General features: G+C 65.9%; 12 protein-coding genes. 7 read left to right on the top strand and 5 right to left on the bottom strand.

Going from position 1 to position 17,037, the window contains the following annotated elements:
* The 3 genes from OSH05_RS07085 (at nt 1) to OSH05_RS07075 (ending at nt 2,557) form a co-directional block, all read left to right on the top strand.
* Nucleotides 1-771: an SDR family NAD(P)-dependent oxidoreductase gene (locus OSH05_RS07085; protein ID WP_104216913.1), complete on the top strand. Its 771-nt coding sequence runs from the start codon at nt 1-3 to the stop codon at nt 769-771.
* 12 nt (nt 772-783) lie between these two features.
* Nucleotides 784-1,974: an L-rhamnonate dehydratase gene (rhmD, locus tag OSH05_RS07080; RefSeq protein ID WP_104216914.1), complete on the top strand. Its 1,191-nt coding sequence runs from the start codon at nt 784-786 to the stop codon at nt 1,972-1,974.
* A 67-nt stretch (nt 1,975-2,041) separates the two neighbouring features.
* Nucleotides 2,042-2,557, top strand: a complete 516-nt coding sequence (locus OSH05_RS07075) for an MgtC/SapB family protein (RefSeq protein ID WP_104217639.1) — start codon at nt 2,042-2,044, stop codon at nt 2,555-2,557.
* Here the strand turns inward: OSH05_RS07075 and OSH05_RS07070 are convergent.
* From OSH05_RS07070 to OSH05_RS07050, 5 genes are all read right to left on the bottom strand, one after another.
* Nucleotides 2,529-3,161, bottom strand: a complete 633-nt coding sequence (locus OSH05_RS07070) for a DUF1345 domain-containing protein (protein WP_104216915.1) — start codon at nt 3,159-3,161, stop codon at nt 2,529-2,531. The genes OSH05_RS07075 and OSH05_RS07070 overlap by 29 nt on opposite strands.
* A gap of 45 nt (nt 3,162-3,206) precedes the next feature.
* Nucleotides 3,207-5,270: a penicillin-binding protein 1C gene (gene pbpC / locus OSH05_RS07065; protein ID WP_104216916.1), complete on the bottom strand. Its 2,064-nt coding sequence runs from the start codon at nt 5,268-5,270 to the stop codon at nt 3,207-3,209.
* Nucleotides 5,271-5,436: 166 nt separating this feature from the next.
* Nucleotides 5,437-10,935 (bottom strand): alpha-2-macroglobulin family protein, encoded by a 5,499-nt coding sequence (locus OSH05_RS07060; RefSeq protein WP_104216917.1) that lies wholly within the window; start codon nt 10,933-10,935, stop codon nt 5,437-5,439.
* A gap of 176 nt (nt 10,936-11,111) precedes the next feature.
* Nucleotides 11,112-12,488, bottom strand: a complete 1,377-nt coding sequence (locus tag OSH05_RS07055; protein ID WP_104216918.1) for an FAD-containing oxidoreductase — start codon at nt 12,486-12,488, stop codon at nt 11,112-11,114.
* On the bottom strand, nt 12,485-12,943 hold the full coding sequence (locus OSH05_RS07050; protein ID WP_104216919.1) for a DUF4126 domain-containing protein: 459 nt from the start codon (nt 12,941-12,943) through the stop codon (nt 12,485-12,487). Before OSH05_RS07050 ends, OSH05_RS07055 begins: the two co-directional genes overlap by 4 nt.
* A 179-nt stretch (nt 12,944-13,122) precedes the next feature.
* Between OSH05_RS07050 and OSH05_RS07045 the strand changes: the two genes are divergently transcribed.
* From OSH05_RS07045 to OSH05_RS07030, 4 genes are read left to right on the top strand one after another with little or no spacing between them, the layout of a single operon-like run.
* On the top strand, nt 13,123-13,863 hold the full coding sequence (locus OSH05_RS07045; RefSeq protein ID WP_104216920.1) for a CerR family C-terminal domain-containing protein: 741 nt from the start codon (nt 13,123-13,125) through the stop codon (nt 13,861-13,863).
* Nucleotides 13,860-14,834 (top strand): HlyD family secretion protein, encoded by a 975-nt coding sequence (locus OSH05_RS07040; protein ID WP_104216921.1) that lies wholly within the window; start codon nt 13,860-13,862, stop codon nt 14,832-14,834. Before OSH05_RS07045 ends, OSH05_RS07040 begins: the two co-directional genes overlap by 4 nt.
* A 5-nt stretch (nt 14,835-14,839) precedes the next feature.
* Nucleotides 14,840-15,802: an ABC transporter ATP-binding protein gene (locus tag OSH05_RS07035; RefSeq protein WP_104216922.1), complete on the top strand. Its 963-nt coding sequence runs from the start codon at nt 14,840-14,842 to the stop codon at nt 15,800-15,802.
* Nucleotides 15,799-16,941, top strand: coding sequence for an ABC transporter permease (locus tag OSH05_RS07030; protein WP_104216923.1), 1,143 nt, complete (start codon nt 15,799-15,801; stop codon nt 16,939-16,941). The genes OSH05_RS07035 and OSH05_RS07030 overlap by 4 nt, the downstream gene beginning before the upstream one ends.
* Nucleotides 16,942-17,037 lie beyond the last annotated feature (96 nt).

Genomic DNA, 17,037 nt, shown 5'->3' with positions numbered 1-17,037 from the left:
ATGCTGCTGGAGGGGAAGGTCGCCATCATTACCGGAGCCTCGCGCGGCATCGGCCGGGCCTGCGCCGTCGAGCTGGCGCGCCACGGCGCCGCCGTCGTGATCAACCAGTTCCGTTCGGCCGATGGCGGCGACGCCGCCGGCGAAGAGACGCTGGCCGAAGTGCGCGAAGTCGGCGGCGAGGGCGTGCTGGTCGATGGCGATGTCGCCGATCCGGCTACCGGCGAGAGGTTGGTCGACGCGGCAGTCCAGCATTTCGGCCGGCTCGACATCCATGTTTCCAATGCCGGCATCTGCCCGTTCCATGCCTTCCTCGACATGCCGGTCGACCTCTTCCGCAAGGTCGTCGATGTCAATCTCGAAGGAGCCTATTTCACGACGCAGGCAGCCGCCCGCCAGATGGTGAAACAGGGCGAGGGCGGGGCGATCGTCGCCGTCTCCTCTATCAGCGCGCTGGTCGGCGGCTCCATGCAGACGCATTACACGCCAACCAAGGCCGGGGTGCATTCGCTGATGCAGTCGGTGGCGATCGCGCTCGGGCCGCATGGCATACGCTGCAACTCGGTCATGCCGGGTGCGATCCTGACCGACATCAACCGCGACGACCTGACGCCCGACAAGCTCGATCATTTCAGCAAGCGCGTTCCGCTCGGCCGGATCGGCGAGCCGGTCGAGGTGGCGAAATGCGTCGTCTTCCTCGCCTCCGACCTCGCCGGCTATGTCACCGGCGCCTCGCTGCTGGTCGATGGCGGCATGTTCGTGAACCTCCAGTAGGACAAAAAGAAAATGCGCCGCGACCGGATCGTCGACGTTCGTGCCTACACCATCGATGCGCAGGGCGCTGGCGGCGATTATCATGCCCGCGAGAAGGGCCATTGGCTGATCGACACGCTGATCGCCAATCCCATGTCGGCCTATGCCGACTACAAGGCCTCGCGCACGAGCTGGGGCATCGCCGTGCTGGGCTCGATCCTCGTCGAGATCGAGACGGAAGGCGGGATCGTCGGCGTCGCCACCGGCCTTGGCGGCCCGCCAGCCTGCTTCATGATCGAGAAACACTTCCGCCGCTTCCTCGTCGGCTCCGACATCCACGACATCAACCGGATGTGGGACCAGATGTACCGGGCCTCGATGCCCTATGGCCGCAAGGGCATCACCCTCGCCGCCATCTCGGTCGTCGACCTCGCGCTCTGGGATGCGCTCGGCCATGTCCGTGACGAGCCGGTCTACGCCATGATCGGCGGCAAGGCGCGCGACCAGCTCTCGCTCTATTGCACCGGCCCGCGTCCGGACATCGCCAAGGAGATGGGCTTCTGGGGCGGCAAGGTGCCGCTGCCGCATGGCCCCTCGGACGGCAAGGCGGGCCTTCGGGCGAACTACGAGTTTCTCGCCCATCATCGCCAGCGCATCGGCCCGGATTTTCCGCTGATGGTCGATTGCTACATGTCTCTTGATGTCGGCTATGCGGTGGAGCTTGCCGAGGCGCTGCGCCCGCTCGCCATCCACTGGATCGAGGAGCCGCTTTCGCCGGATGATGTCGAAGGCCACCGGCTGCTGAAGCAGCGGGTTCCCGATATGAAATGGACGACCGGCGAGCACGAATATTCGCGCTACGGCTTTCGCCAGCTGATCGAGGGCCGTGCGATCGACATCCTCCAGCCCGATGTGATGTGGATGGGCGGGCTTACCGAGGCGCTGCGCGTCTCGGCCATGGCGGCGGCCTATGACATCCCCGTCGTGCCGCATGCCTCCGGTGCCTATTCCTATCATTTCGTCATTTCGCAGCCGCATATCCCGTTCTGCGAATATGTGAACATGAGCCCCTATGGCGAGGAGGTCCTGCCGGTCTTCGGTGGCCTCTTCGATGGCGACGACGTGCCGGTGGATGGAAAGATCGGGGTGTCGGATCGACCAGGCTTCGGCTTGAAGCTTCGCCGCGATACCATTCGCCTCACGCGGCCGTTTGCGGAAAGCTGAGCTGGCAGTAGACTCCGCCGGATGCGGGTGCCGAGTGGGCGCCCAAGCCGGCGAGGAAGCGGATTTGTTGACTTCGGTCCTTCTCGATCAAGCTTTGCGGCTCGGCCTTGCGACGCTGTGCGGCTTCCTGATCGGCATCAACCGGGATGCACGCGAGAAGACGGCGGGGATGCGGACGCTGGCGCTGGTGGCGCTCGGCGCCGCCCTCGTCACCATGACCGCCATTTCCGTGCCCGAATTTGCCGGCCATGCCGATGCGCTGAGCCGGGGGCTTCAGGGCGCCATACAGGGCGTGTTGGCCGGCATCGGCTTCATCGGCGCGGGCGCCATCCTGCGGCGTGGCAAGCATGAGGAACTGGTGCGCGGCGTCACGACGGCTGCGACGGTCTGGATGGCGGCGACGCTCGGCATTGCCTGCGGCCTCGCCAACTGGTCGCTGGTCGTCATCGCCCTCGTGCTCGTCTTCGTCATCCTGATGGTGGCGAAGCCGATCGAACTGTGGATCCTCCAACGCTTCGGTCAAACCGATAGCGGGAGCGCGGATGCCAGCCCGCCTACTGGACCAGAGACGCCGCCACATTGACGGCCAGCGCCAGCAGCACCGTGTTGAAGACGAAGGAGGCGATGCCGTGGAACAGCACGACCTTGCGGAAGCCGGTCGAGCGCAGGTTCACGTCGGCGGTCTGCGCCGTCGAGCCGATGATGAAGGAAAAATACATGAACTCGATGATGCCGGGCTCGGGTGTATCGAGAAAGTCCAGCCCGCCGGCATCGGATGGCTTGCCGCCCCGCTTGCCCTTGGGCGCGTAATAGAGCCGGGCATAATGATAGGCGAACAGCATGTGCAGCACCGCCCAGCCGAGCGGAATGCTGGCGATCGCCAGTAGCAGCTGGAGCGTCGACGGATTGGCGTCCTTGCCGAGCAAGCTGAACATCGAGATGAAGGAAAAGGCGATCGCCAGCGCGGTGAGGCCGACGATCGCGACGATGCCCTCATCCTCGGTTCTGGCCCGATCGCGCAGCTTTTCGAGCGTCGACCGCGAGGCCATCAGGATCATGGCGCCGAGATAGACGATGAAGAACACGTCGCCCGCCGCGATCGCCGCGATTTCCCGCGAGACGACGCTGAGGAGCGCAAAGGCAATCAATCCCGCCGCGACGGCGATGTAGAAACGGGAATGCTGCATCCAGTAGAGACGTAGGGACGAAATCGGCGTGGCTCCCAATGGGGCCTATTCGACGAACACCGTCACCCGGTCGGAGCGACCGGCCGAATCGACCACCGATAAGGTAACAAATCCCGGCCCATCCGGCTCCCAGCTTTCCGAGCGGGCAAAGGGCGTCTGCGCGATCGGGGTGCCGTTGGCGAACCAGGTGAAGGGCGGCTTGCCGTTGCGAATCTTGATCATGAGCGGCGCCGGATCGCCGGCTCGGATGCCGAGATCGACCTGCACGCCATTGGGCGGAAAGGCGATTTCGGGATTGTCGGGCGCCTTGCCGGCCAGCATGCCCGGACGGCGGAAATGCTTCAGCGGCGCCGGCAATTCGCCATTCGACGCGATCAGCGCGCCGGCGGGTGCGGCGCGCAGCGGCGCACGGCTGCCGCCCAGCCGGTCGAAGGCTTCGAACAGAACCGGCGCCGCCGTGCCGATGCCGGAAAGACCCGCAACCGGGGCGCCGTCGGCCCGTCCGGCCCAGACGCCGATGACATAGCGTCCGTCGAAGCCGATCGACCAGGCATCGCGATAGCCATAGGAGGTTCCCGTCTTGTAGGCGATGCGGCCTCGGGCGCCGATGGTCGGCGGCGGCACGTCGGCCAGGATGTCGGCGACATACCAGGCCGCGAGCGGTTCCAGCATCGGTGCCGTGTCGCTGGCGACGGGGGTTGCGCGGGTGCCGTCATGCAGCGCGACCGGTCGGCCGCCGCGGGCCAGTGCGGCATAGACCGAGACGAGGTCATTGAGCGTGATGCCGACGCCGCCGAGGCCGATCGCAAGTCCGGGCGCCGAAAGGTCCGGCAGCTTCGGATTGGCGGCGGCGCGTTTCAATCGCGCGACCAGCCTTGCCGGCCCGACCGCGTCGAGCACCTGCACCGCCGGAACATTCAGCGATTCCGTCAGTGCGTCATGAATCGTCACCGTGCCGCGATAGAAGCCGTCGAAATTGACCGGCGCATAACCGCCAAAGGCGGTCGGCCTGTCCTCGATCAGGCTTTGCGGATGGGCAATGCCCTGCTCGAAGGCGAGGCCGTAGATGAGCGGCTTCAGCGTCGAGCCGGGCGAGCGGATGGCGTTGGTCATATCGACGAAGCCGTTGCGCCCGCTATCCATGAAATCCGCAGAGCCGACCGAGGCGAGGATCTCGCCGGTCAGATGGTCGGCGACGACGATCGCCACCGATGCCTTCGGGCCGACGGCGCGGGCGCGGTCGGACGCCAGTTCCTCAAGCTTCTTCTGCAGCCGCCCGTCCAGCGTAAGGCGAATGACGGATGTGTTTGGATGGCCCTTGCGGCCGGCATCGCCGAGATGGGCCGCCAGCATGGGGAAGATCTTGCGCGCCTTGGGAATTCGTTCCGTCTTGGCCGAGGCGGCCGTCTCGGTGTCGAGCATGCCGGCCGCGACGAGACGATCGAGCACGCGGTCGCGCGCTGCCTTGGCAGCCTTTGGGTCGCGGTCGGGGCGCCTCGCCTCCGGTGCCTGAGGCAGGGCGACGAGCAGCGCCGATTCGGCGACGGTGAGACGGCGCGGCTCCTTGCCGAAATAGGCGAGGCTCGCCGCCCGGACGCCTTCGAGATTGCCGCCATAGGGTGCGAGCGCCAGATAGAGCGCGAGGATGTCGTCCTTGCCGAGCCGATCCTCGATCTCGCGCGCGAACACGATCTGCTGGAGCTTTTCAGGGAATCCGCGCGTCGGGGCGCCTTCGAGCAGGCGGGCCACCTGCATGGTCAGCGTCGAGCCGCCCGAGACGATGTGGCCGTTCCGCGCGATCTGCCCGGCAGCGCGGCCAAGCGCGCGCCAATCGACGCCGTGATGCTCCGCGAAACGGCGATCCTCATAGCCCTTTAGCATGGCGATGAAGGTCGGATCGACATCCGCGAGCGTCACCGGCAGGCGCCAGCGGCCATCGGCGATCGTATAGGGCCGCAGCAGATCGCCGGCCCGGTCGAGGATGACCGTCGACGTTGCCACCTGCGCCGGGTTCGGGACCGGCGGGAGCTTGGCGGTGATGTCATGCATGGCGCCGGAAAGGCCGGCGAAGCTGAAATAGGTGAGCGACGCAACGACGAGCCCCGCCATGGCGAGCCGGCGCGGCCATTTCCCTCCTCCCCCCTTGTGGGGGAGGCCGGGAGGTCGGTCTGCCGGGGAATAGAGCGTTGCATCTGGAGAGGGCGCGGAGTTACCTCCGTCTCCAACTCTCCCCCACACAGGGGGAGAGGGCTGATCGGCGGCTTTCATCGACGTCTCACTTTGTCGTCGTCGGCCCGACGATCTCGACCATGCCCGTGTCCGTATGAGCTTGGCGGTCGGGATCGTACATGTCCTCGACGGTCGCCGCCGGATGGACGAACTTGCCCGGCGAGACGGCCCGAACGCCATAGGCGACCGAGAACTCGGTCGGATCAGTCGACGAGCGCGTCAGTGCCGCGACGAAGCGGTCGGTACGGGCTTCGGTATGAGCGATGCTGCGTTCGGCGGTCAGCCAGCCATAGGACGAGGTGTCGCCCGAGGACGAGATGTTCGGGTTTTCGATCTCGAAGCCCGCGGGCAGCGGGTCGACGACCAGAATCCGCCCGAAGCGCGCCTCGCTCGCATTCACCTTGAGCACAACCACGAGGCGGTCGTTCTGCGCGACCGTTGAGGGATCGACCTCGGTGCCGTCAGGCGTGAAGTAGCGGCGCTCGATAGTGAAGCCGTCGCCGCCGGCCGGCTCGGGATCGAGCGGAATGCCGGTCAGCGTCAGTGCCGCGTCGAGCGGTATGCCCGACGTGTTCTCGACCACCAGCGGCCGATCCTCGACATCGGTGCCCAGGAGCTTGCGATAGAGCGGCACCTCGGCCTTGTTGCCGTCGACATCGAGCGTCGCGTTCTGGATATCCTTCATCAACGAGGCCGCCGCCATCAGCATCCACCCTTGCTCCTGGGTCGAAATGAAGCGGCGATGGTCACGGCTGGAGACGATCTCGTCGACCAGCGCCTTGCGGTCGACGCTGGTATCGTTGGTCTCGGCCACGAGCGTGAGGACGGCCGACTGATCGCGCAGGAACGAGCCATAATCCTCGCGATAGGCCGGCGTCGGGCCGAAGCCCGAGCGGACATTGGCGACAGCGACCTTGAACACGTCCGCCGACCGGGCCTTGTCGCCATAGAGGGCGAGGGCTGCGCCGATCTGCGCCTGCGCCAGCGGAGTGGCGAAGCTGTTCAGCTTCGTCTCTGCGTAATAGCGCAGATCGCCGATCGCCGCCTTGCCATTGGCCGCCAGCACATAGAGCGCATAGGCGATCGCCTCGCCGCCCTTGTCGAAGTCCTGGGCATAGCCGACGCGGTTGGCGAGATTGTCGAGCGCATTGCCGAAGGCGATTTCCGGCACCTCATAACCAGCCGCCTTCGCCCGTGTCAGGAAGTCGGAAACATAGGCGTCGAGCCACAAATCGTCATAGCCCGGCCCCCAGAGGCCGAAAGAGCCGGCGCTTGCCTGGTTGTCGAGCACCTTGCCGATCGACGCCTGGATGCGCTTGCGGATCTCGCTGTCCTGCGCGATGCCGATCGTCGCCGCCACCTGGTTCAGGTAGAGAAGCGGCATCGCCTTGGACGTGATCTGCTCGGTGCAGCCATAAGGGTAACGGTCGAGCGAGGCGAGGATCGCCACGACATCGAGCCGCGCCGACCCGCCGACCGCGAGCGTCGCGCTCGTCGTCTGCGGCTTGAACTCGGCGAAGGCGCCCTTGTCGACGGTGAGTTTTGCTCCCGGCGCCAGCGAGATCAGCGAGCGGCGCGAGACCGGCTGGCCGGCCGGGCGGATACCCAGCATGTAGCTGCGCCCGAAGCTCTCGCCATTCGGTCCTGCGAGGGTGACGTTGATTGGGTGATCGCCGATGTCCTTCGCTGTGATCGGCAGGGCCAGCGTGGCGCGGCCTTCCTTCTCAAGCCGAACGGAGCGGTCGGCATCGCCCGGATCCATGGTAAGGCCCGGTGCATCGACGGCGAGGCGATAATCGCCGGCCTCGCCTTCGACATTGTTGATCTCGACCAGAATGCGGCTCTGGTCGTCCGGTGTCATGAAGCGCGGCAGGCTCGCCATCACCACGACCGGATCGCGGATGATCACGTCCTTCTCGGCATGTCCGACGCCATCCTTAGTCCAGGCCATCGCCATGACGCGGACCGAACCATTGAAGTCCGGCACGTCGAAGGTGATCGTCGCCTTGCCGTCCGTGCCGACCTTCACGATGCCCGAGTAATAGGCGATCAGCTTTTCGGTCGGCGGCGGCGCCTTGAGGCCGGCCGGCGATCCGTCGCCGCCGGAGCGCAGCTTGCCGGGCACACCCTGCATGCGGTCGATGAGCTGGCCATAGAGATCGCGCAGCTCCATGCCGAGACGGCGCTGGCTGAAATACCAGTCATCCGGCGCCGGCGTCTTGAAGCCGGTCAGGTTCAAGATGCCGACATCGACGGCGGCGACCGTGACATAGGCGTCGGTTCCTGCCGGGACATTGGTGAGGCTGACGGGGATGGTCAACGGCCCGCGCGGACGGATCTGGTCCTCGACGCCGAGCTCGATGGCGATCTTGCGGTCACCCGGATCCACGGGAACCCAGGCGAGGCCTAGCGCGCGCGACGGCATGCGCTTCGCCGCGACATCCATCGGGCGGAACAAGGTCGCGGTCACATAGGCGCCAGGCCCCCAGTTCTGCGTGACCGGAAGATCGACCACCGTGCCGCCGTCGGGAACCGCGACGGTCTTCATGTCGATGACGCGATTGTCGATCACCATGATCTGCGCGATGCCGGCAAAGCGAGGATCGAGGCGGAACTTGGCCGTCTCGCCAACCTTATATCCCGGCTTGTCGAGCGACACGGCGAGCATGTCCGGCGTCTCGGATTTCGCTGAGGCGTCGACATACCAGCCGCCATCGAACTCGACGCTCGATGAGGTCTCGGTCTCGCCCGCCAGCGCCACGGTCAGGCGATAATGCCCCCAATCGACCTTGGCCTCGACCGGAACGGACTTGTCGGTGCCGATATCCACCGTGCCATTGGCGACGCGGCTCGCGGTCGTGATCGGTTCATATTTCCAAGCACCATCGCGACGATACCACTGGTAATTGGTTTCGAGCCTCTCGATCGTCCAGGTGACGCCCTTCGCCTCGATGCGCTGGCCCTCCGATCCGACCGCGATCAGGTCGAATTGCGCATTCGAGCCTTCCGGGACGCCGCCGTCGTCAAACTTCGCCTGGATGCCGAGATGCGGCCCGCCGGCATTGGCCGGCAGGTTCAGCCGCCGCTCGACGGCGCGGCCATTGGTGTCGGTGACGCGCACGACGATCTCGGCGTCGAAAAGCTTGGTCGTCGCTGGCAATTCCGGCACCGTCGCCTCAAGGGTGGCGCGGCCGTCATCATCGGTAATGGCGACCCCGCCGAGCGAATCGCGCACGGTCTCGACCGGATCGTCGGTGAGTCCGAAGCTGTAGCCCGGATATTCCTTCATCGTGTCGGTCGGCGTCGCGATGATTTCGCCATTGACGCCGAGGCCGATCGCTTTGGCGCCATAGAGATATTTGGCCGTCAGATCGATCGGGAATGTCTGGCCGGAGGTCAGCCGCGTCACGCTTGTGGACAGTTCGAAGGCCACGCGCTCCGGCTCGAAATCATCGACCAAAGTCGAGACTTCGGTAAGCGCGCTCCCATCCGGATCGGCATAGAGCGCAAAACGCCAGGCGCCGCGCTGGGCCCCATCCGGCACGCGCATGTCATAGGAATAGCCGCCAGCGCCTTGGTCGGTCAGTTTGACGCGCAGATGCTCGACGCCGTCCGGTCGGTCGACGACCAGCGTCAGCGGCAGGCCCGTAACGGCCTTCGCCTGCGAATCGCGCAGCAGCGCCGTCAGGTGCACGGTCTCGCCGGGACGATAGATACCGCGTTCCGTCGTCAGGAACGTGTCGAGCTTGCCGGGTGAAGGACGGCCGTCGACCCCGCGATCGGTCAAGTCGAAGGCGGTCTTCTTCAGATCGAGAAAGGCATAGTCGCCGCCTTCGGTCTCGGCGACGAGCAATTGCGGCGCCATGCCGCCCTCGCCGCGTGCGAGGCCCGGCTCGAAATGGACATAGCCGTCTGCGTTGGTCTTCGCTTCGCCGAGCACCTCGTCATTGGTGGCGACGAGCTTGATCTTGACGCCGGCCAGCGCCTCGGCGCTGCCGAGCGAGCGGATCACGGCATGGATGCCGTCATCGCCGGAGAGCGCCGAAATGCCGAGGTCGGAGACGATGAACCACTGCGTGGCGAGGTCACCGTAGTAGTCGTTCGTGGCGGTCTTGACCTGCGCGGTGATGACATAGACGCCGGGCTCGACCTTCTTCAGCGCGTCGCCGATCGGGATGGCCGTCGTCACCAGCTCGTTCGGCTTGCCGGCGACCTCGATCTCTCCCTTCCAGATCGACTGTCCGGACTGGCTGGCGATCTGGCCGGCACTATAGGTGTCGAGCTGGCGCAGGAAATTGCCGTCGCGCACAGCGATCGCCACCGAGCGGTCGCCGATCCGGTAGACCTCGGCCTGGACAAGGGCAGTATTGACGGTATCGATCGGGATCGAGGCGCCCTGTCCGGCAGGCAACACATAGGCATTGCCGGCAAAGCCGACCCACGGCGCGCGGTCGCGGACATAGCTGGAGACTTCCGCGCTCTGGGCCAGCGTCTCGCCATCGGCAGAGGGCAGTCCGGCGCGGATGCGCATCGTGTAGCGGCTGCCATGCTTCAGCCCGTCGACGCAGATCTGATTGTCCTGCGGCTCGACGGCAAAGCCGGTGCCGCCTTCGACGACAACGAAATCGGTCAGCTTCGGATCGGATACCGGCAGCGGGTCGGAGAAGACGACGCACATGCGCGGCGATTCCGAATCGGCATCGACCGTATTGGAGACGACGCGGAAGCCGTGTTGCGTCACCGCCTTATCGAGCGCCGCGCGGATATCGGCATCGTCGCGATAGGTGAGGGCGAGGCGATAGGTCTTGATCGCTTCCTTCCACATATCGCGCCGTTCCAGCGCATGGCCGAGCAGGCCGAGCGTCACCGCCTGGTCGCGAACGCCCTCGGTGCGCAGGTAGGAATTGATCGCCGCGGACGTGGCAGCGGCGGGGAAGATCTGCCTCTCATTGTCATTGGCTGGCGGGACCTGAAGCAGGAGGTCGGCGAAATCGCGCCAGTCGGCCGGGTCTTCCGGCGCGATGCCGAGCAGGGCGCCGAGGGCGCGCGAGGCGGCGCCGATCTTGCCGTCCTTGCGGGCCTGCTGGATCTCCGCGCGGATGGCGGAATAGCTCATGCCGTCGGTCGGATAGTCGGTGGCGAGGCTGCCGACCTGGCGCCTTGCATCGTCGAACGGGCTCGGGCCGAGGTAAGCGAGTTCATCCGTGCGCTTCTGCTCCAGCGTCTTGTCGAAGGGCTTTAGCGTGATGACGCGGCCGGCCATGGCGCCGGCCGATACGGACAAGGCGCCGAAATCGCTCTTCAGGAAGCACCAGCGCGCCTTCACATTATAGGTGAAGGCATGGCAGGTATTGTCGGCAAGACAGGCGCTAGCGCAGGCCTTCTGGTCGACGTCCTTCACGGTCTGGTAGTCGAAGCCGGCATAGTCGGCGTCGCGGCTGGTGATCACGCTGCGCTGTCCGGCGGCCTCCGCTGGACCCGCGAGCCCCGCAAACGCGATGGCGAGGCCGAGCGCGAGGCTGGCGAGCAAACCTTTGCGACGCATGATTCTCTCCCGTGACGAAACGCCACCTTTTCCGAGGCGCGCAGTCTACGTCCGGCCGGTCGGCAGGTAAAGCCGCGGCCCGGGTCGGGATCGCCAGCTAAGTATATTGAAATATTGGATAATTTTTGAAGCTTCGGAATGCTGTGATGGTCGTCACAGCGTTCCCTCACCGCGGCTCACGTCAGCGGCCGAAGCTCGCCGACGACGGTCGGCAGCAGTTCCGAGACATTTGGATGGATCGCGACCGAGCGCTGCAGCACCGTGGACGGTGCTTTGGCATAGATCAGGTCGAGAATGCCGTGCACCACCTCGTCGCCGCCAATGCCGAGGATCGAGGCGCCCAGGAACTGGTGTGATTCCGCATCGACCAGAATCTTGATGAAGCCCCGCGTGTCGCCCTTTTCGGTGGCGCGCGAGACACGGCTCATCGGCCGCGTTCCGATCAACGCCTTGCGGCCGGAGGCGCGAACGGCCTTTTCGGTCATGCCGACGCGGCCCAGGGGCGGATCGATATAGAGCGCGTAGCATTCGGTACGGTCGCTGACGCAGCGCGGATCGTCGTCCAGGAGATTGGCCGCCACGATTTCGAAATCGTTATAGGAGGTATGGGTAAAGGCGCCGCGGCCATTGCAGTCGCCCATTGCCCAGATGCCGGGAACATTGGTGCGGAGCTCATCGTCGACGACGATGAAACCGCGCGCATCTACCGTGACGCCGGCCTTGTCGAGCCCCAGATCGTCAGTGTTCGGCCGCCTGCCGACGGCGAGCAGCACATGCGAGCCGACGACCTCGCGGTCACCGGACGTGCAGTCTACGCCGACCGCAATCCCGTCCGCATGAGGCGAGAAATGGATGCACTCGGCATTGAGGCGCAGCGCGATGCCCTCGCCGGTAAGGATATCCTCCACCGCTTTCGAGACGTCCTCGTCCTCGCGGCCGACCAGGCGCGGCCCCTTCTCGACGATGGTCACCTTCGAGCCGAAGCGGGCGAACATCTGGCCGAATTCGAGCCCGATATAGCTGCCGCCGACGACGACGAGATGGCTGGGAAGCTCCTCCAGCTCGAGCAGCGTCGTATTGGTCAGCACCTTGACCTTGTCGATCCCCGGCATCGGCGGGACGGAGGCGCGGCCGCCAACATTCAGGAAGATGCGCGGCGCTTCGAGGACATCGTCGCCGACGCGGACCGTGGTGGGCGATTCGAACATCGCATGGCCGCGAAAGACCGTGCAGCCCTCCATGCCGCCAAGCCAGTCCTCGATGCCGTGGCGCGATTTGCCGACGATTTCGTCCTTGCGGGCCATCACCTTCTTCATGTCGATGGTGACGGGACCGGCGCTGACGCCGAAATCGGCGGCGCGGCGAGCCAAGTGGGCGGCATAGGCGCTGGCGACCAGCGTCTTGGTCGGCGTGCAGCCCGTATTGACGCAGGTGCCGCCGAAGAGCTTGCGCTCGACGACGGCGACCTTCATGCCGGCGGCGGAGAGGCGTCCGGCCAGCGGCGGCCCGGCCTGACCGGCGCCGATGATGATGGCATCGAAGCGCTTCGTCATGCGACGGCAGCGACGATCGCAAAGCCGCCGATAATCGCCACCGCATCCTCGATGAGGGCGGCCGGCCGATCGCTGCCGAAGGACGCTGCCAGGCGGCCGCGCAGATCCGCGCCGCCCAGTGTCCCGATCACCGCTCCGATCGCGCCGGCGATCAGCCCGCCGATCAGCGAGCCCGTGGCCGAGGCGATCACCGCGCCGCAAAAGGCGCCGGAAACGATCCTTGCGCCGAACTGGGGCGGAACCTTGCGGCTCGGCGTCGAAGGCAACTGATCGGTGACGAGTTCGACGAGGGCTAGAACGGTGAACACCGCAACCGCAATCCAATGGCCCATGAAGCCGGCCCAGCCGCCAACGGCGAACCAGGTCAGGAAAACCCCCCAGCTCACCGCCGCCGGAGCGGTCATGGCCCGAAGTCCCGCGATGATGCCGATCAGAACCGCCAGAAGATAGATCATGGTCGTGCCCCCGTTTCGCCCGGGACGAGTGTCTTACGCGCGCGCACCTATGACAAGCGCCTATGCGCCATTCTGTCGCAGAAAATCGATAGGCTGGAACGATTAAAAAATTCAATCGATCGATTGACTATTGGGCCCTGAGGATTCATGAAGGGCTGGGGCAGGATCATGGAGGTCTCATGTCAATCGATTACAGCTTCGGCACGCCCGCTGTCGCCGGCGTGCCTCGCGGCTCCCGCCATTATCGCCGGGCTCAGCAGGACAGGGGCGCGGAAACGCGCGAGCGGCTGATCATGGCCGCGCTCGATGCCTTCGGACGCTATGGCTTCGAAGGGTCGTCAACGCGCGAGATCGCCCGCGGCGCCGATGCCAATCTCGCCGCGATCGTCTATCATTTCGGCAGCAAGGAAGCTCTGCATCTCGCCGTCGCGGAGCACGTCGTCACCCAGATGCGCAAGCGGTCGGGAACGCTGCTTGTCGACATCGATGCGCGTCTCGATGCGGGCGATATGCAGAAGCCGGAGGCGCGGCAATGGCTCCAGCGCTTGACGGAGGACCATGTCGAGAAGATGGTCGGCGACAAGGAAGCGGAGCTCTGGGGTCGGTTCCTCATGCGCGAGCAGATGGAGCCGTCCCCGGTCTTCGACATCACCTTCGCCTACATGACGCAGGCGCACCGAACCATGAATCGTCTGATTGCCTTGCTGCTGGATCAGGAGGCCGACGATCCGATCGTGGCGATCCGGACGTTCATGCTGATGGGGGAGGTCGTGATCTTCTGCATTGCCCAGCCCCTCGTCCTGCGCTTGCTGGCCAAGAGCGCCTTTGGAGCAAGCGACAGGTCGATGATCAAGCGCATCGCCTCGGAGAACATAGACCGGATCCTCGGGACTCCGCTCGCGGGTGGCGTCACCGGATGAGCCGGCTCGCCGCGGCGGTGCTGGTGCGCTGCGCGGCGATGGCGCTGCCGCTCCTCGTGGCCGCTTGCTCGTCCGGCTCGAAGCTGCCGAGCGCGCAAGGCTACGTTGAAGGAGAGTTCGTCCGGATCGCCCCCGAAGCGGCCGGACGGCTCGTCCGCCTCGATGTTGTGAAGGGCGCGGCGATTCCGGCAGGCGCGGTCCTTTTCGCCCTCGACGACCGCGACGAACAGGCCGCCTTGGTCGAAGCAGAGGCGCAGAAATCGGCCGCCGAAGCACAGCTTGCCGATCTCCAGACCGGCAAGCGAGCGGAGGAAATCCTGGTCCTCGACGCGCAGCGCGCCGAGGCCGAGGCGACGCTTGATGCCGCGAAAAAGTCCTATGCCCGGAACCTCACTCTCACCGACAAGGCGGTTTCCTCCACCGCAGCGCTCGATCAGGCCAAGGCCGATCTGGACACGGCAACGGCACGGGTCGACGCCGCCAGGCACAGCCGGAGCGTCGCCGAACTGCCGGCGCGGCCGGACGCGATCCGCGCGGCGGAGGAGAATGTCGCAGCGCTGACGGCGGCCGTCGACGTCGCCCGCATCCGGCTGGAGCGCCGGCAGCGAGCCGCCCCGGCCGCCGGGCGCATCGACGACACCTATTTTCGCATTGGCGAGATGGTCCCGGCCGGCCAGCCGGTCGTTTCGCTGCTGCCCGATAGCGGCCGCAAGATCATCTTCTTCGTTCCCGAGCCAAACCGCGCGTCCGTCCATCCGGGCGAGCGCGTCGCCATCGCCTGCGATGGCTGCGCGGCGGGCCTTTCGGCGATTGTCACCAGCATCGCCTCGGAGGCCGAATTCGCGCCGCCCGTGATCTATTCGACGCAGAGCCGCGCCAAGCTGGTCTTCCGGGTCGAGGCGCGGCCGGAGGGCGCGGCGGCGTCGCTGGAGCCCGGTCAGCCGGTCGACGTCACCTTGGCGGCGGAGTAGCGACCGTGGCGGATACGGCCTCGGACCGGGTAATCTCGATCGAGGGCCTCACCAAGAGTTTCGGCGGCCGCAAGGTCGTCGATGATGTCGCGCTGGAGGTTCGGCGCGGTGAGATCGTCGGCTTTCTCGGCCCGAACGGCTCCGGCAAGACGACGACGATCCGGATGATCTGCGGTCTGCTCCGGCCCGATGCCGGCAGCGGCACCTGCCTTGGCCTCGACATCCGAACCGACTCGGCCCGGATCAAGCGCGAGGTCGGCTACATGACGCAGCGCTTCTCGCTCTATGACGATCTCACCATCCGCGAAAATCTCGATTTCGTCGCCCGTATTTACGATCTGCCAGCGCGGCGGGAGGTGGTGGCCGAGACGCTGGATCGCCTTGGCCTCACCCGTCGCCGCAACCAGCTTGCCGGCTCGCTATCCGGCGGCTGGAAACAGCGCCTGGCGCTCGCCGCCTCGGTAATGCATCGCCCGCAATTGCTGTTGCTCGACGAGCCCACGGCGGGCGTCGATCCGCAGGCCCGGCGCGAGTTTTGGGACGAGATCCATCGCCTCGCCGCCGAGGGCCTGACCGTCCTGGTCTCGACCCACTACATGGACGAGGCCGAGCGCTGCCACCGCATCATTTATATCGCCTATGGAAGGGTGGTCGCGCGCGGCACGGTTCCGGAGGTGATTGCCGCCTCGCACCTGACCACCATGATCGTCACGGGCGGCGACACATTGAGGCTCGCCGACGCGCTGAAGGACCAGGATGGCGTCGAGCAGGTGGCCCCGTTCGGCAACGAGCTCCATGTCGTCGGCTCCAACGCCGATGCCCTCCGCCGCGCCGTCGATGCTGTCGTCGCGCAGTCGGGCGGCGGAGCGACGGCGCGAAGCGGCGAGACCAGTCTCGAAGACGTGTTCATCCGCCTGATGCAGCAGGCGCAGATCGAGGATCGCGCATCGAAGGACGGTGCCTCATGAACGGCGGTGGCCGTTTCTCGCCGGCGCGCATCGGGGCGCTGATGATCAAGGAATTCATCCAGCTCCGACGCGACCGCCTGACCTTCGCGATGATCCTGGTGATCCCGGTGCTGCAGCTCGTGCTGTTCGGCTATGCGATCAACACCGACCCGAAGCAGCTACCGGCGGTGATCACCTCCGCCGATAACGGCCCCGCCATCCGTTCGGTCGTGGCCGGCCTCGCCAGCTCGCGCTATTTCGCGATCCGCCCCGGCTTTGCCAGCGAGGCGGAAGCCGACGAAATGATGCGCAGCGGCGGCGTCGCCTATGTCATTTCATTCCCGCCGGATTTCGAACGCGACCTCGTCCGCGGCTTCCGTCCGCAGATCCTGGTCGAGGCTGATGCGACCGACCCTTCCGCCTCGGCCAATGCGCTGGGCGCGCTGCCGCAGATCGTCGACAAGGCGCTCGCCGTCTATCTGAAAGGTCCGATGGCGGGTACGGCGCCCACGGCCTCGCCGATCGATCTCGTGCTGCATCGCCGATTCAATCCGGAAGGCATCACGGCCTACAATATCGTGCCGGGCCTGCTCGGCACGATCCTGACCATGACGACCATCCTGATGACGGCGCTGGCGCTGACGCGCGAGCGCGAGCGCGGCACGCTCGAAAACCTGATGGCGATGCCGGCGACGCCGCTCGAGATCATGATCGGCAAGATCGTGCCCTATATCGGCATCGGCTGCCTTCAGGTCGCGGTGATCCTCCTCTGCGCCAATGTTCTCTTCCGCGTGCCGATGATGGGGTCGATGGCCCTGCTGGTGGCCATCACCTTCCTGTTCATCGCGGCGAATGTGACGCTGGGCTACACGTTCTCGACCATCGCCAAGACGCAGATGCAGGCCATGCAGATGACCTTCTTCTGGTTCCTGCCCTCGATCCTGCTTTCCGGCTTCATGTTCCCGTTCCGCGGCATGCCCGACTGGGCGCAGGTCATCGGTTCGATCCTGCCGCTCACCCACTACATCCGCTCGGTGCGCGGCATCATGCTGAAAGGCAGCGGCATCCCTGAACTGACAGGCGAAATCTGGCCCCTGGTTGCCTTCTGGCTGGGCGTCGCGGCGATCGCGCTGCTGCGATACCGGCGGACGCTGGATTGAACGAGACGAGCGCCGGGAACCCGGTGGCTCTTGACCCTCAGCGCTTCGCCGCGAGAGCGGGGGCCTCATACCGGCAAGACTTGACCTCGTCAGGGC

Origin of the sequence: Kaistia algarum, from assembly GCF_026343945.1 — a bacterium.
Taxonomy (GTDB): domain Bacteria; phylum Pseudomonadota; class Alphaproteobacteria; order Rhizobiales; family Kaistiaceae; genus Kaistia; species Kaistia algarum.
Note: the sequence above shows the minus strand (reverse complement) of the source record. Positions and strands in the feature narration are given on the sequence as shown.

Bases quoted from the DNA above. Each gene is read 5' to 3' on its own strand.
- OSH05_RS07030 (WP_104216923.1), top strand. From the start codon at position 15,799: ATGAACGGCGGTGGCCGTTTCTCGCCGGCGCGCATCGGGGCGCTGATG.
- OSH05_RS07050 (WP_104216919.1), bottom strand. From the start codon at position 12,943: ATGATCTATCTTCTGGCGGTTCTGATCGGCATCATCGCGGGACTTCGG.
- OSH05_RS07040 (WP_104216921.1), top strand. From the start codon at position 13,860: ATGAGCCGGCTCGCCGCGGCGGTGCTGGTGCGCTGCGCGGCGATGGCG.
- rhmD (WP_104216914.1), top strand. From the start codon at position 784: ATGCGCCGCGACCGGATCGTCGACGTTCGTGCCTACACCATCGATGCG.
- OSH05_RS07055 (WP_104216918.1), bottom strand. From the start codon at position 12,488: ATGACGAAGCGCTTCGATGCCATCATCATCGGCGCCGGTCAGGCCGGG.
- OSH05_RS07045 (WP_104216920.1), top strand. From the start codon at position 13,123: ATGTCAATCGATTACAGCTTCGGCACGCCCGCTGTCGCCGGCGTGCCT.
- pbpC (WP_104216916.1), bottom strand. From the start codon at position 5,270: ATGGCGGGGCTCGTCGTTGCGTCGCTCACCTATTTCAGCTTCGCCGGC.
- OSH05_RS07060 (WP_104216917.1), bottom strand. From the start codon at position 10,935: ATGCGTCGCAAAGGTTTGCTCGCCAGCCTCGCGCTCGGCCTCGCCATC.
- OSH05_RS07085 (WP_104216913.1), top strand. From the start codon at position 1: ATGCTGCTGGAGGGGAAGGTCGCCATCATTACCGGAGCCTCGCGCGGC.
- OSH05_RS07070 (WP_104216915.1), bottom strand. From the start codon at position 3,161: ATGCAGCATTCCCGTTTCTACATCGCCGTCGCGGCGGGATTGATTGCC.